Consider the following 14892-nt stretch of genomic DNA (forward strand, 5'->3'; position numbering starts at 1 on the left):
CTGATCGAGGAGGCCGAAACCGGGCAAAAAGCGGTAAATGTTCTGCTCTCCCGCGAAGAAACTTACGCCGACATTTCACCCATTCGCCTGAACTCCAACGGCGTGACGGCCTTTATTTCTATCATGCGGGGCTGTAACAACATGTGCAGCTTTTGCGTGGTACCTTATACTAGAGGTCGCGAGCGTAGCCGTGATCCGCAAAGCATCGTGCGCGAGGCGCAGGAATTGTTCGCGCAGGGCTACCGAGAAGTAACGCTGCTGGGCCAAAACGTAGATTCGTACAATTATAGCGCTGCTCAAAGTGGCGAGCAATCCTACGATTTTGCCGAGTTGCTCGGCATGGTCGCACGGGTGCATCCCGACTTGCGTGTCCGGTTCAGCACCTCGCATCCCAAAGACATTACGGATCGGGTACTTTACGCCATGCGGGATCACGACAACGTCTGCAACTACATTCACCTCCCGGCCCAAAGCGGCAACAGCCGGATTCTGGACCTGATGAACCGCACCTACGACCGCGAATGGTACATGCAGAAAATCGACCGCATCCGGGATATCCTGGGCGAGGATTGCGGGATTTCGCATGATATGATTACGGGCTTCTGCACCGAAACCGAAGCAGAACACCGCGACACCCTGTCGCTCATGGAATACGTTCGCTACGACTACGGCTATATGTTTGCCTACTCGGAGCGCCCCGGTACTCCGGCGGCCAGAAAGTTGATAGACGACATTCCCTACGACGTGAAGCTCCGTCGCCTCAATGAGGTCATCGCCCTGCAACAGAAACATTCACTAGAGCGCAATCAGCGACTCGTGGGGCGCGTCCACAAAGTACTGGTGGAAGGTACTTCCAAGCGCTCCGACGAAGACCTGCAAGGCCGCAATGATCAAAACAAGGTGGTTGTTTTCCCACGTAAAAATTTCAAAAAAGGCGATTATGTGATTGTATTAGTTACTGAATGCACCGCCGCCACGCTAATTGGTAAAGCAGTAGAAGAAGTGGCGGCATAATAATATAAACACACAGCAAAGTGGAATTTGAGTAGTTATGAATGTGATCTCATAAGCGCACTGGCCGCTCCGGCCCCCATCATAATTCATCACTCATCACTCATCACTCATCATTCTAAAATTTGGATTTATCAGAAATACAGTCCGTTAAAAACCGCTTCAGCATCATTGGAGCCGCGCCTGCGCTCAATTACGCCATTAATGTAGCTATGCAGGTAGCAGCGACCGACCTCACCGTGCTGATTACGGGTGAGAGCGGCAGCGGTAAGGAGTCCTTCTCTAAGATTATTCACAGCCTCAGTGTTCGCAAGCACGGCAATTTCATCGCCATCAACTGCGGGGCCATTCCTGAAGGCACCATCGACTCCGAACTTTTCGGCCACGAAAAAGGCGCTTTTACCGGGGCTTTGGATGCTCGGAAGGGCTATTTTGAAACTACCAACGGGGGAACCATTTTCCTGGACGAGATCGGCGAAATGCCCTTGGGCACGCAAGCCCGGCTGCTGCGGGTGCTTGAAAACGGCGAGTACATCCGCGTCGGAGCGTCCAAGACTCAGAAAACCGATGTGCGGGTGGTAGCAGCGACCAACGTCAACCTGCTGGAAGCCGTGAACAAGGGAAAATTCAGGGAAGACTTGTACTACCGCCTGAACACCGTCCCGATTTACGTGCCACCGCTGCGTGAGCGCGGCGAGGATGTACAGATGCTCTTCCGAAAATTCACGAACGATTTCGCCGAACGCTACCGCACCCGGCCCGTGCGCCTGTCGCCCGACGCGCGAGAAGCCCTATTGACCTTCGATTTTCCTGGCAACATCAGGCAGTTGAAGAACATCGCCGAGCAGATTACAATTTTGGAAACTGACAAAGAGGAACCTATCGACGCTAACACGTTGTGGCGGTACCTGAACCCTGTCAATCCGGCCTCGCGCCGCCCGATGAGTCAGGCATTGGTGCCCCTGAGTCTGGGCGAGGACGCTACGTCTTATTCGGAAAGAGAGATCCTGTACAAAGTACTTTTCGAGATGCGTCGCGACGTAACTGAGTTAAAAAAGCTTGTCCGCGAAGTGCTGAAAGATGAGCAGTCCAATCACGAAATACTGAAAAATCATCAGGATTTATTCGATGACATGAACCACACCGACGCGCCCGTCACCGAAGCGTCGCGGCTATTGGCAGCGCACGAGGAGCGCCTTTCCAATAGCAAGAGAAGCGACGGCCCGAGCCGGGAATATGCCAATCGCGTAGTCGATCTCGACCGCTACTCCGAAGCCCGCAGCCAGATCGAAGACGTGGAGCATATTGCAGAAGAGGAAGAATCGCTTTCGCTGGAAGATCAGGAGAAGGATCTCATCATCAAAGCTCTGCGCCGCAACAACAATAAACGAAAGTACGCCGCGCAGGCGTTGGGTATTTCGGAACGGACGCTGTATCGAAAGATCAAGCAGTACGATATTGATGAGTGAGTGAGTGTAAAGTTTATGTGTTTATGAGTTCAAAGTTGTTCGCTGATGCGATTATGATTTGTAGGAGTCGTTTGGCAGTTTGCTTGATTTGCGGCCTTTCGCTGTGGGTGGCGGGCTGCGGAGTGTATTCATTTACCGGGACGAGTCTTTCGCCGGATATAAAGACGTTTACGGTACTGAATTTCAGTACGGGCGTGGCGGGGGGACCGGCGAATCTACCGATTCAGGTCAACGAGAAGTTGAAGGAATATTTCCAGCGAAACACCAGCCTGACGCTCTTGCCTACGGGCGGCGACTTGATTTTAGAAGGTACTTTGACGGGTTACGACGTGCTGCCCGTCGCGCCGACGGCTAACGATCAAGCAGGCTTCAACCGCCTTACTATGACAGTGCAGATTCGCTTTACTAATACGCTGGATGAGACTAAAGACTTCGATCAGGCTTTTTCCTTCTACGCCGACTTTCCGCAAGGCCAAACGCTGAATCAGAACGAATCCCGACTTTTGCCCGGCATTATAGACCAGATTGTGCAAAATATCTTTAACAAGTCGGCGGCAGATTGGTAGGCCACGTCAGTTTTGCGTATTTTTGGGGTTCTTCTCCTGACACCAAGCCCTACACACTCTGATGGATAAAGTCGATAAAGAAACTTTTGCCTATTGGGTCACGCATCCGCAGGACATCGGCTCCGGCAACCTTCTCCGACTGGAAGAAACGACTAAGGCTTTCCCTTACTGCCAAATTAGCTACGCGCTGCTCGCCAAGGCCGCTGCCGACAGCGGTTCCTCTCGCCTGACTGAGTTGGTACCGCTCGCCGCCGCCTACACCTTGAACCGGGGTGCCCTGCGCCGACTGGTAGAGAACGAATCGGCGTGGTCGGGCGCCCTGCTCGATCGGCTGACCGAGCTACCACAAAACCGATACGGCTCCCGCGACCGAGCCACACCTTACGGTAAGGATCGACCTATTTCACTCGTCCGTTTCGAGGATCGTTTCCCCAAACCTGCCGAAAAGGTTGAGGTTAAGGAAGATGTACCACCCGAAACGCCACCCATGGAAGAAACGGTACTGGCAGAGAAAAATATCGAGGATGAACTGACTTACAAGCGCTTAAAGCCGACACCCATCCCGGCCATCGAACTGCTACCGCTTCCCACGCCTCGCGCCGACGAGCGCCGCAAGCAGCAGGAGATTATCGAAGCGTTCATCCGAAACGACCCGCGTATCGGTCCCATCCGGCCCGACGCCACTACCCCCGAACCCGAGGTGGCAGATCTTTCGCAACGCGCGCAAGGCGTTTCTCTTGGTGGCCTGGCCACAGAGTCCTTTGCCAAAATTCTCCTTAAACAGGGCAAAATCGACAAAGCGATTGACATCTACGAAAAACTTAAATTGAAAAACCCGGAAAAAAGCGATTACTTTGCGCAAAAAATCGCTGAACTGGATAACGACAAATAAAATCGGCTCGATTTATAGACTGATTTGCAACAGAAAAACCAGCAAACCCGATCTTATAATTCATTACTGGTACGCCAGCCCGGTCATAATTCATCACTCATAATTTATCATTAATAGAAATGTATCTTGCTCTCGTAATTCTCGTGGCGATCATCGCCGTTCTCCTTATCCTTATCGTTTTGGTACAGAACTCCAAAGGCGGTGGTCTTTCCAGTGAATTCAGCGGCGGCGCAGGCGGCCAAATGTTTGGCGTCAAGAAAACTACCGACCTGCTGGAACAAGTCACCTGGGGCATGGCCGGAGCCATCATGATCATCTCTTTGGCGTCTTATGTCATGGTAGGTAACGGCTCCGACGCCAACCAAGGCATCAACAGCGTAAATGTAGATAAGGCGCAGAATTCCGCCGTTCCCGGTGGCAACATCGCTCCACTTCCCGCTCCCGCTGCCGCGCCTGGCGACACCAACCAGTAGCAGCAAATAAGGAAACAAAAACACTGCGGGCCGCTTCCAATAGGGAGCGGCCCGCAGTGTTTTTACTGAATATTTCAACCTTGAACAAAAGTACCCAAGCTTCCCCTACCCAACCTTCATCAGCTTGGCCATCAACTGCTTGGCCGCTGGCAACAAAGTCTCATCCACTGGATACTCGCGTGGCGACTCCACCATATAAGTCGCCGGATTGGGTAGGTGGGTAAATCGGCGCGTAAGATTGACCTTCATATTCTCAAAAGTAGTACTTAAGTTCTTCCGCACGGAATCGACGCGCTGGGTTTGGATGATACGTTCTCGACGGGAATCGAAGAGCGTAACCTGATAGCGAAAAATCGTCGTCTCTCGACTATTTTGTTTGTAAATAAAGAGATACCCCTCATCCGTGCGAAGCGGTACGATGCCAATCGGCGCTATTGTCAAGTTGGCTTTCACTTCCTCATAGCGCAGCTCTCCTTCTTCTATGAGTTGAGAAAATCGCGGAATTGCAAATTCCAGAATGTCAGTTATTTCTTCCAGGTGATCTCCGTCCTCGTATGTATTCTGATATATCCACCGCAATTGGTCAGGATCGACTCCGGTCAGGTTTTTGGGGAAAAGGCTACGCATCGAACGTTGCGACTCTTTGAGTGAAACACTGCTATCATAGTGCTCCCTGACCTGTGCTAAATGAGGAAAAAGAACCTGATTGCTGAATTCCTGCCGTACGTTCTGCAAATATGCCAGTAAGACATACTTTTTGTACTCGAAGTCGAGAATTCCGTCAGTTAGCCACTCGCTGGATAATTTTGTCATGGTTAGAAAACGATGGTGGGTGCCGAAAATTTAGTCATTTCTATCCAAATTCAAAATTATATTTTACTTCTGATGCTTTTTATTATCATTTATTTTTCAAATGACCCGATAAGCTTTTGTCAGCCCGCGCCTGTAAATATGACAGGTATTCCGGCTGGCATAAATTCTGCCTGTGTGAGTATTGTCAAGAATATTTTGTGACAACTTAAAACCGTAAACTAATATGTCAACCTTAATCGAAGAAAAAGTGAGTGTACAACCCCTGGCTGATCGGGTGCTGGTAGAACCCGCCCCCGCCGAAGAGAAAACCGCATTTGGTATCATCATCCCCGATACCGCCAAAGAGAAACCACAACGTGGCACCGTTATGGCGGCTGGCCCCGGCAAGACTGATGAGCCAATGACCGTGAAAGTAGGTGACACTGTCCTCTACGGCAAATACTCCGGCACCGAGCTGACCGTCGATGGTAAAGACTGCCTCATCATGCGCGAGTCCGACATTTTCGCCGTCATCAATAATTAATTTGGAATGAGTGACGGGGCCGCCCGCGCGGTGCGGAATAATTTTATTCACTAATTCCAAATTCACTAATTAAACCTTAAAAGCACAAATAGTTATGTCTAAGCAGATATTTTTTGATTCAGAAGCCCGCGCCAAGATCAAGCGCGGCGTAGATACTCTGGCCGACGCCGTAAAGGTAACGCTCGGCCCCCGCGGCCGTAACGTCGTGATCGACAAGAAATTTGGCTCACCCACTATCACTAAGGATGGTGTGACCGTAGCTAAAGAAATTGAACTGAAAGACGCCATGGAGAACATGGGCGCTCAATTGGTTAAAGAAGTAGCTTCCAAAACGGCTGACTCAGCGGGTGACGGAACTACGACGGCTACCGTTCTGGCTCAAGCCATCTACACCATTGGTGTGAAGAACGTCGCTGCTGGTGCTAACCCAATGGATTTGAAGCGTGGTATTGACAAAGCTGTCAGCGCCATCGTGAAAAACCTGGAAACGCAGAAGAAAAACATCTCCACTTCTAAGGAAATCGCGCAGGTAGCTACTATTTCGGCTAACCACGACGAAGAGATCGGTCAAATGATCGCTGAGGCGATGGAGAAGGTGGGTAAAGAAGGCGTTATCACCGTGGAAGAAGCGCGCGGCACCGAAACCGAAGTAAAAACGGTGGAAGGCATGCAGTTCGACCGTGGGTACTTGTCTCCGTACTTCGTGACTAACACGGAGAAAATGGAAGTCGAGATGGAGCGTCCTTACATTCTGATTTCGGAGAAGAAAGTCTCTTCCATGAAGGAATTACTGCCCGTATTGGAGGCCGTAGCCCAGACGGGTCGCCCTCTGATTATCCTCGCCGAGGATGTGGACGGTGAGGCTCTTGCCACGTTGGTAGTGAACAAAATTCGCGGTGCTTTGAAAGTAGCCGCCATAAAAGCTCCTGGCTTCGGTGACCGCCGCAAGGCCATGCTGGAAGACATCGCCATCCTGACGGGCGGCCAGGTCATCAGCGAAGAGCGCGGTTTCAAACTCGAAAATGCCACGCTGGAATACCTCGGTAGCTGCGACAAGGCGATTATCGACAAGGACAACACAACATTGATCAACGGTGAAGGTGCCAAAGAAAATATCGATGGCCGAGTGAACCAGATCAAGGCGCAAATCGAAAACACAACTTCCGATTACGACCGCGAGAAACTGCAGGAGCGTTTGGCTAAGTTGTCAGGTGGCGTAGCCATTCTGTACATCGGTGCCGCTACGGAAGTAGAAATGAAAGAGAAGAAGGACCGCGTTGACGATGCGCTACACGCGACTCGCGCCGCCGTTGAGGAAGGCGTTGTAGCAGGTGGAGGCGTAGCTTTCATCCGTGCCGTCGAGGCTCTGACCGATCTGAAAGGCAACAACGAAGACGAAACGACGGGTATAAACATCATCCGTCTGGCCGTTGAAGCTCCCCTGCGTACCATCGTTTCCAACTCTGGTAAGGAGGCATCCGTGGTGATCCAGAAAGTGAAGGAAGGCAGTGGTTCTTATGGCTACAACGCCAAGGACGACACCTACGAGGATCTGCTGGAAGCGGGTATCATTGATCCCAAGAAAGTAACGCGCCTGGCGCTTGAAAATGCTGCTTCGGTAGCAGGCATGTTGCTCACGACTGAGTGCGTGATCGCCGACGAGCCGGAAGAAGATAAAGGTGGTGGCATGGGCCACGGTCATGGCGGTGGCGGCATGGGCGGGATGATGTAATTCCAACCAATGATAGTTAAGTTATTGCCAAGAGCGGTACGGATTGATTCCGTGCCGCTTTTTTATGATGTCCCGATTGGCTAAATAGGCTGGTCGGGACATTTTTTTTAGAGCAGACTTGCATTTTCAAATAGTGACATTTCAGAAAAGAGCCAAGGTCAACAACTTAATAACCAGTTTGTTAAGGCAAATATCTTGACGATCAGAGCACGACAACCTGACGAAAAATTGACTAGGAATTTGCTTTTGAGCGTCAAAACATCTAAACTTAACAATTATTTAACATTGGCGTAATATTGTAATAACATAGCTATGAAATCCTTCACACTCCTATATCGATTAGGAATCGCTCTTTTAGTCGCGTTCATCACTGCCCCGGCCTCTGCTCAGCATCAGGATATCCCTGATTTTCTGAAAGAAAAATTGACTTGGAAGGAGAAGTTAGTGGTAATCTACGCTCCCGAGGATCAGAAAAATCAAATCAAGGAGCAGTTGGCAGCACTCTCGCCCTACATAGAAACCCTTCGAAACGAGAGGATTACGGTCGTACAAATTCCGACTATCCTTTCCGCCAACAATCTTCTTTATCTAAAAAACAAGCTCCGCTACCAGAAAAACCAGATGAACATTTGGGTCATTGATGAGAAGGGAAATCTTCGCATGAGTAGCACCAAAGCAGCTTCCGCCGAGCAGTTCCTGCGAATTCTAGATGCAGATACGCGGCCCGTGCTGGCGAGTCGGACGCGGTTGCTGTAATTGAAAAAATATTAGTTGGTACTTAAAAGTAACACACCCTTCGTTTGTGAATCCAGAACGCAACAAGGCTATCTTCTACCTTGAATTCCCAGCGGGAGATTTGTCCAAAATCAAAGCCTTCTATCAGAAAGCATTCGGATGGACCTTCGAAGATTGGGGGCCTGACTACATCAGTTTTTCCGATGGACAAATGGCGGGCGGTTTTTACAAAGCCGACGGCCTGACTGCCTCAGCGCCACTAGTTGTCATATGGGCTGATGACTTGGAAGCAATGCAAACGGAAGTCGAAAGGGCTGGCGGTAATATCGTCAAGCCCATTTTTTCATTTCCGGGAGGTCATCGATTCCATTTTACAGATCCCAGCGGAAACGAACTCTCGGTCTGCTCGAAGTGAGGGAGATTGGGACTCAACCATCCTACAAAAATTATCACCCACCGCCAAATCGAACCCAGGTCCGGGTTCGATTTGGCGGTGGGTGATAGCAATGGGGTAAGGGTTCGATCGGGCCTACTTGTTATACCCCGGATTCTGCGTCAGGCTGGGATTCTGCTGAAGCGCCACCGAAGGAATCGGCCACAGGTAGTCGCGCTTGGGGTCGAAAGCACGCGTTTCCACCCGCTTGCCCAGATAATCGAATACGTCGCCGTTCATCTCCTTTTCCGCCGTCCGCCAGCGGCGTAAATCCCAATAATACTGGCCTTCTCCGGCCAATTCAATGCGCCGCTCGTGGCGGATTTCCTGTCGCATCTGGTCTTTCGATAGCCCGGCTGGGAAAGGAGCTACGCCCGCCCGCTTGCGCAAAAGGTTCAGAGCGTCGTACACGGAGGCGTCCGGCCCCACGGCTTCGTTTTGAGCCTCGGCGTAGTTGAGCAGCACTTCGCCGTAGCGGAGAATGATGTTATTGAGATCGGAAATGTTGTCGGCTTTCCCGGCGGGCGGTGCTTCGTTGTCCTTATAGGTTGTGCCCTTCTTGAGACCATAGCCTGTGCGTGGATAAGTGGCAGCTACTACAGGTTTGCCCTTGAACGAACTGCCAATCGTCATGATTGTCGCCGCCAAACGGGGATCTCGATTTTTGTAGGGAAACTTGGGGTCATACAGTGGCGATTCTGCGGCGGTCTTGCCATCGGTCAGATAATAGTCGCTGACAAGACCCTGCAAGGGTGCATAGGTATTAAATTGGTCGTAGTTGATGTCGTTGCTATGGGTGTATTCCGGGTTTTTGTATTGCACATCCAGAATCACCTCCGAATTCCCTTCGTTTTCCTGCAAGAAAAGCCCGCGATAGTCGGGAAATAAGGAATAGGTTTTGGCATCCATAAGGGTCTTTGCCGCAGCAGCGGCTTCGATCCATTTTCCGGCAAAAAGCAGGGTGCGGGATTTGAGGGCATTGGCCGCTCCCGCCGTAGCGCGTCCCTTGTTTCCCCCGGTGTAGGATTTGGGCAAATCGGCAGCGGCTTCGGTCAAATCCTTCACAATCTGCGCCAGCGTTTCATCGGAGGTATTACGTGGTAAAGCCCCCTGCTCGACTGTCGGGGCGTCCAGGATGACGGGAACGCCTCCGTAGGCAATCCAGAGGTCGAAGTAGAAGAGGCCTCGCAGGAACTTTGCTTCGGCGATGTAGCGCTTCTTGTTGGCGTCGGGCATCTTGATGTCGCCGATGCGGGCCAGCAGGGTGTTGGCTCGGCCAATGCCGCCATAAGCTTGATCCCAACGGTTGTTGATGATACCCGTGTTACTGGCATCATGAATGCCCCGCGCAATATTTCCGCCCGGACCGTTGTAGGTGTAAATGTTGCTGGTGGCTCCGTCCAGTTCGGCCATCATATTGCCTCCGTGCAGGGCGTTGCCGTATAGGGAGTTGTAAATGGCATTTAGTCCCGCCTGAGCGTGTTCCTCCGTTTTCCAGAAGGTTTGATCCGTAAAACGATCCGTCGGATTCACGTCGAGGATCGACTGCGAGCAGCTTTGCAGCAGCACGACAAGAATTGCGATATATTTCTTCATGTCAATATCAAATTAAAAAGTTGCGGTGATGCCACCGGAGATGATTTTGGCAATGGGGTAGGCAATGATGCCCCGCTGGGTGGGATCCCGCTCGGGGTCTCCGTCTTTGAACTTCGTGAAAGTCAGCAGATTCTGCCCGTTGAGGAAGAAACGAAGCTTGCTCAGGCTGATCTTCTTCGCGATGTTGGCGGGCAGTGTGTAGCCCAACTGGGCATTTTTCATGCGGAGGTACGACATATCCTGCAACCAAAAATCCGAGAAAACGAAGTTCTGCGGGTAGCCCGTGGCGGTCGTCAGCCGGGGCAGCGGTGCGCCGGGATTTTCGGGCGTCCAGGAATCGGTCAGCCATTCGCGGGTCACACCCGCACCGTTCTTGTAAGGTTGCGACAGGTTGGAGACTAGGTTGGTGTTGATGCCCTCCACACCCTGAAAGAAAATGGCCAGGTCAAACCCCCGATAATCGCCACCCAGCGTGAAGCTGTACGTGTATTTGGGCAAAGAGCGGCCAATGACCACGCGGTCGTTGTTGTCGATGATGTTGTCGCCGTTCTGGTCTTTGTAGCGCAAGTCGCCGGGGTTGACGACTTTGTTCTGAAAAGGCGCCGACTTGATTTCGTCGGCCGTCTGGAAAATACCAACGGCTTCCAAACCGTAAAAGGAGTTGAGCGGCGAGCCTTCCTGCGTGATTCGGGTACCCCCGCTGAATATGACTTCTCCGTTCGTGTTTTCCACTTGGTTTTTGAAGTAGGTGAGGTTAGTACCCAAATTGTAGTTGAGCGCCCCAATCCGGTTGCGGTAACCCAGCGTGACCTCGACGCCCCGGTTCGAGACCGAACCCACATTTTTCAGTGGTCCTCCCAGGTTACCTACCTGGCCGGGCAGGTTCACGCGAGCGAGGATGTCGTCGGTAAGTTTACGGAACAAATCAACTTCAAAAGTGAGTCGGTTATTGAAAAATCCGCCGTCCAGGCCGATGTTCGAGCTCGTTGTGGTTTCCCAGGTCAGATTAGGATCGGCCAGTTGCGTGACCGCCGCTCCGCTCACCAGCGATTTGTTAAAGACGTAGTTCGATCCCAGCGCGATGGCGTTGATGTAGCTGAACAGCGGGATATCCTGGTTGCCCAGTTGCCCCCAGCTCGCCCGCAGTTTCAGATTGGAAATGGCCTTGACATCTTTGAGAAAATTCTCCTCGTTGATGCGCCAGCCCACCGACACCGACGGGAAGAATCCCCACCGCTTGTCCGCCGCAAAACGCGAGGAACCGTCGTAGCGAAAGTTGGTCTCGAAGAGGTACTTGTCGTTGAAGACATAGTTGACCCGGCCGAAATAGGACATGATTCGCGAACGGTTCGACGTTCCGCCTACTACCGGGTTGAGCGTACCGCCGCTGAGTTCGGTGATTTCGTTGCCCAGGTAACCCTGGTTTCGGGCTTCAAAATTGGAATTGTAGAAAAACTCCACGCTGCTTCCGGCCAGCAAACTCAGGAAATGGCGGTCAGCCATCGTTTTCTCCCAGGAGAGCGTATGGAAATTGGTGAAGTTGAACGATTGTATCTCTCTTTGCCGCACCCCACGTGGCGGAATATTACCCATCGGGGCTTGCTCCTTGGTTTTGGGATGGGTCAGCAGAATAACGGGGTAGTTGTACTTCTCGGTGCCGAAGCGGACATTGGGGGCCGCCGTGATTTTATATTTGATGCCCAACGGCAGGTTTACCTGCGCGTAAAGGTTCAGGATGGTGCGGAGTTCCTTGTTGAGGCGGTCGCCCTCGAAAGAAAGCGCGTAGGGATTGCGGAAAAAATTATGGCCCGGCACCCGGATCCACTGGTCGGCGTAGGTGCCGTCTTCGGCTAGGACGCCCTGGGTGGGCAACCCCCGATAGACCAGGCCCATGATGCCACCTTCGCCGTTGCCTTCGTCGGCACTATACGCGCTCTCGCGGTCGAAGGAGTAGGTACCCAACAGGTTGCTACCGATCTTGAGCCACTTTGTGATGTCGGAGTCGATGCTGGTGCTGATCGTATAGCGGTTGGCGTAAGTATTGGGCATGATGCCTTTTTGATCCAGGTATCCCAACGACACGGAGAAGGCCGTTTTATCGCTGCCCCCGGCAATTCTAAGATTGTGCTGCTGGATAGGCGCCCGCTGGAACATGGCATCGAACCAATTCGTATTGGTATAGATGTGGGGATCGGTGCCGTTGCGATACTCATCTACCAGCGCCTGGGAATATTCCGGCTGGCGGCCTTCGTTGGCCAGAGCGCGGTTTTTGCCTTCCATATAATCTACCGAATTCCATACCACGTCCTGGGGCAGGCGCGTGACGGATTGCGAGCCGTAGTAGCCGTTATAGTCCACCGACACCTTCTTATTTCGCTGGCCACCTTTGGTTTTCACCAGCACTACACCGTTTTGGGCGCGACTACCGTAGATAGCCGCCGAAGCAGCATCTTTCAGCACCGTAATGCTTTCGATGTCGTTGGGGTTGACATCCGACAAAGGAAACTCTATGCCGTCCACCAGCACCAGCGGGGCGGAGCCGGAGAAATAAGAGTTGGCCCCACGAATCGTAATCGAAGCCCCGTCCGCACCGGGCCGCCCTTTGTTCATATTGACATATACGCCGGGTAAGCCTTGTAAAGCCTGGGTGGAGTTGGTGATGGGGCGGTCGGCGATGAACTTGGCATCCATCGTGGCTACTGAACCCGTCAGGTTGACCTTCTTCTGAGTTCCGTAGCCGACTACGACCACCTCGTCCAGCGACTTGTCTTCGGGAACCATCGAGATGTCGAGATTGGTGCGCGTCCCTACGGTTACTTCCTGGCTTTGGTAACCCACAAAACTGAACACCAAAATTGAGGCAGCATCCGGCGTATTGAGTTCAAAAGCACCTCCGCCGTTGGTGGTAGTTCCCGTGGTGGTGCCTTTCACCACTACGCTCACGCCGGGTAGTCCCGCGCCGTTTTCGTCGGTCACGGTTCCCCGCACGAGCACTTCCGGTCGGGAATATATGAGGGAGGTGGAGGCTGGGTCGTGAGCGGCGATTCCCGAAGGCGGCACGAAGGCCAGCACCTGGTTGAACCCTACCATGACCAGTTGAGTGGTCAGGCATAGCGCCACCCAGATTTTTCTGTCAAGCGAGCAGGCATTTTGCATAGTCAAGAAAAGTTAAGAAATAGGTTGGTAAGATTGTTTGCCAAGGATGAGAGATCGTCCCTTAATCGATGACTCATTTCTACTATTATCGGAAGAATAATAATGTATCAGGACGGTAACCAGGAGCATTCACCCCTACTTGAATTCCATAAACAAAATCGTAGAGGTTTTAGCGGGTAGATAAGTCGATTAAGCAAGTTTTCTGTGGGAAAGTATCCACCAAAACTAGCCGTCGATGAAAGTAGCTATTCTGCTCCTTTGTTTCCTTTCATTTTCCGCCTTTTCCAAAGACCTCACTGTCTCACTTACCGAAAAAACGCCCGTCACGGGCTACGCCCTCGGGCAATTCCGGCAGTTGGTGGCCAAAGCGGGTTTCGAAGTCAAAGAAGCCGCCCCGACTACGGCGAACGTGGTAGTTGCCACCGATGCCACATTGGGCAAAGAAACCTACCGCATCGAGCGGCAGGGCAGCCAACTCCGCCTCATCACGGGCGATGACAACGGTACTTTGTACGCCCTGCTGGACCTCGGCGAACAACTGAGTTGGGGCAAAACCCTCGTCCAAATTCCCGCCAAAACCGTACGACCGCGCCTGGGTTTCCGGGCCGTCAAGTTCAATTTACCCTACATGGCCTACCGCAACGGCCCTTCCCTGACCCAGCATGACTTGACCTGCCGTGATCTCAACTTCTGGGAAGCGTACCTCGACAATATGGCCCAAAACCGCTTCAACGTGCTGTCGCTGTGGTCGCAGCACTTGTTTCACTACATGGTGATTCCCGATAATTTCCCCGAAGCCACGCAGTTCAACGAGTTCGAGATGGGCGAGTGGAAAATGTTCTGGAAGGAACTCTTCCGCATGGCGCACGAGCGGGGCATCGAGACGTATATTATCAATTGGAATACCTTCGTGTCGCCCTCCTTTGCGCGGGCGCACGACGTGGGCCGCTACGAGGGCGCGCACATTGGCGAGGGTGACACGACGAAGCTCACTGAGCGCTATACCCGCGAAATTATCCGGCAGGTCATCGACGAATACGACGACCTCGATGGCCTGGGCATCACACTGGGCGAGCGCATGGGGGGCCAAAACCCCGACGAGCGCCGCGCCTGGCTCGACCGCACGATTCTGGCCGGGATGCGCGACGCCAAGCGCAAGATCAAGTTTGTGTACCGCGCTCCGCTCTCCGCCAACGAAAAGTCGGGCGGCAACACGAGTCAGGAAAATGATGTACGTTCCCGTAAGCATGTCGAAGGCCTGGACGTGACGGAGGCTTACGTAGAGTTCAAGTACAATTGGTCGCACGGGCATTCGTCGCCCAACCTGTTCCACGTCCACGGCGGTAAGTTGTCGGACGCTTACTGGAATCCGGTTTCGGAAAAATTCAAGGTAGTATGGACGCTGCGCAACGAGGACTTTTTCGTCCTGCGCTGGGGTCAGCCCGACTTCATCCGGGAATTCATCCAAAATAACGGGGCCAACTACGTGGGCG

At 52.5% G+C, this 14892-nt stretch carries 12 protein-coding genes and 1 pseudogene; 10 read left to right on the forward strand and 3 right to left on the reverse strand.

What is annotated here, in order from left to right; all coding sequences use genetic code 11:
• From ACEW8P_RS08345 to secG, 5 genes are all read left to right on the forward strand, one after another.
• On the forward strand, positions 1-1014 hold a 1014-nt coding region (locus tag ACEW8P_RS08345; protein WP_373512629.1), incomplete at its 5' end, for a MiaB/RimO family radical SAM methylthiotransferase.
• Positions 1015-1136: 122 nt separating this feature from the next.
• Entirely contained in the window at positions 1137-2480 is a 1344-nt protein-coding gene (locus ACEW8P_RS08350) for a sigma-54 interaction domain-containing protein (protein WP_373512630.1), read from the forward strand.
• A gap of 23 nt (positions 2481-2503) precedes the next feature.
• Positions 2504-3046 carry an LptE family protein gene (locus ACEW8P_RS08355; protein ID WP_373512631.1) on the forward strand — a complete coding sequence of 181 codons (543 nt, stop codon included), beginning with the start codon at positions 2504-2506 and terminating at the stop codon, positions 3044-3046.
• A 61-nt stretch (positions 3047-3107) separates the two neighbouring features.
• A complete protein-coding gene (locus ACEW8P_RS08360; protein ID WP_373512632.1) occupies positions 3108-3938 on the forward strand; it encodes a hypothetical protein in 831 nt (276 codons plus the stop codon).
• A gap of 119 nt (positions 3939-4057) precedes the next feature.
• Entirely contained in the window at positions 4058-4411 is a 354-nt protein-coding gene (secG, locus tag ACEW8P_RS08365; RefSeq protein WP_373512633.1) for a preprotein translocase subunit SecG, read from the forward strand.
• Positions 4412-4516: 105 nt separating this feature from the next.
• On the opposite strand, the gene ACEW8P_RS08370 is transcribed toward secG, so the two are convergent.
• A complete protein-coding gene (locus ACEW8P_RS08370; protein ID WP_373512634.1) occupies positions 4517-5224 on the reverse strand; it encodes a hypothetical protein in 708 nt (235 codons plus the stop codon).
• Positions 5225-5447: 223 nt separating this feature from the next.
• Between ACEW8P_RS08370 and groES the strand changes: the two genes are divergently transcribed.
• From groES to ACEW8P_RS08390, 4 genes are all read left to right on the forward strand, one after another.
• Positions 5448-5747 (forward strand): co-chaperone GroES, encoded by a 300-nt coding sequence (gene groES, locus ACEW8P_RS08375; protein ID WP_189565709.1) that lies wholly within the window; start codon positions 5448-5450, stop codon positions 5745-5747.
• Between the two features lie 94 nt (positions 5748-5841).
• Positions 5842-7479 carry a chaperonin GroEL gene (groL, locus tag ACEW8P_RS08380; protein WP_373512635.1) on the forward strand — a complete coding sequence of 546 codons (1638 nt, stop codon included), beginning with the start codon at positions 5842-5844 and terminating at the stop codon, positions 7477-7479.
• Between the two features lie 312 nt (positions 7480-7791).
• Entirely contained in the window at positions 7792-8235 is a 444-nt protein-coding gene (locus ACEW8P_RS08385; RefSeq protein WP_373512636.1) for a DUF4174 domain-containing protein, read from the forward strand.
• A gap of 46 nt (positions 8236-8281) precedes the next feature.
• Positions 8282-8629 carry a VOC family protein gene (locus ACEW8P_RS08390; RefSeq protein ID WP_373512637.1) on the forward strand — a complete coding sequence of 116 codons (348 nt, stop codon included), beginning with the start codon at positions 8282-8284 and terminating at the stop codon, positions 8627-8629.
• A gap of 114 nt (positions 8630-8743) precedes the next feature.
• On the opposite strand, the gene ACEW8P_RS08395 is transcribed toward ACEW8P_RS08390, so the two are convergent.
• Both ACEW8P_RS08395 and ACEW8P_RS08400 read right to left on the reverse strand, forming a co-directional pair.
• Positions 8744-10243, reverse strand: a complete 1500-nt coding sequence (locus ACEW8P_RS08395; protein WP_373512638.1) for a RagB/SusD family nutrient uptake outer membrane protein — start codon at positions 10241-10243, stop codon at positions 8744-8746.
• Between the two features lie 12 nt (positions 10244-10255).
• A complete protein-coding gene (locus tag ACEW8P_RS08400) occupies positions 10256-13399 on the reverse strand; it encodes a SusC/RagA family TonB-linked outer membrane protein (protein WP_373512639.1) in 3144 nt (1047 codons plus the stop codon).
• A 235-nt stretch (positions 13400-13634) separates the two neighbouring features.
• On the opposite strand from ACEW8P_RS08400, the pseudogene ACEW8P_RS08405 reads away from it, so the two are divergent.
• Positions 13635-14892: pseudogene (locus ACEW8P_RS08405) on the forward strand (hypothetical protein); the annotation flags it as partial.

Source organism: Persicitalea sp. (genome assembly GCF_041751555.1).
Lineage (GTDB): Bacteria > Bacteroidota > Bacteroidia > Cytophagales > Spirosomataceae > Persicitalea.

Excerpts from the sequence above, each read along its gene's own strand:
- ACEW8P_RS08355 (WP_373512631.1), top strand. The coding sequence starts at position 2,504 with ATGAGTTCAAAGTTGTTCGCTGATGCGATTATGATTTGTAGGAGTCGT.
- groES (WP_189565709.1), top strand. The coding sequence starts at position 5,448 with ATGTCAACCTTAATCGAAGAAAAAGTGAGTGTACAACCCCTGGCTGAT.
- ACEW8P_RS08370 (WP_373512634.1), bottom strand. The coding sequence starts at position 5,224 with ATGACAAAATTATCCAGCGAGTGGCTAACTGACGGAATTCTCGACTTC.
- groL (WP_373512635.1), top strand. The coding sequence starts at position 5,842 with ATGTCTAAGCAGATATTTTTTGATTCAGAAGCCCGCGCCAAGATCAAG.
- ACEW8P_RS08400 (WP_373512639.1), bottom strand. The coding sequence starts at position 13,399 with ATGCAAAATGCCTGCTCGCTTGACAGAAAAATCTGGGTGGCGCTATGC.
- ACEW8P_RS08385 (WP_373512636.1), top strand. The coding sequence starts at position 7,792 with ATGAAATCCTTCACACTCCTATATCGATTAGGAATCGCTCTTTTAGTC.
- secG (WP_373512633.1), top strand. The coding sequence starts at position 4,058 with ATGTATCTTGCTCTCGTAATTCTCGTGGCGATCATCGCCGTTCTCCTT.
- ACEW8P_RS08395 (WP_373512638.1), bottom strand. The coding sequence starts at position 10,243 with ATGAAGAAATATATCGCAATTCTTGTCGTGCTGCTGCAAAGCTGCTCG.
- ACEW8P_RS08360 (WP_373512632.1), top strand. The coding sequence starts at position 3,108 with ATGGATAAAGTCGATAAAGAAACTTTTGCCTATTGGGTCACGCATCCG.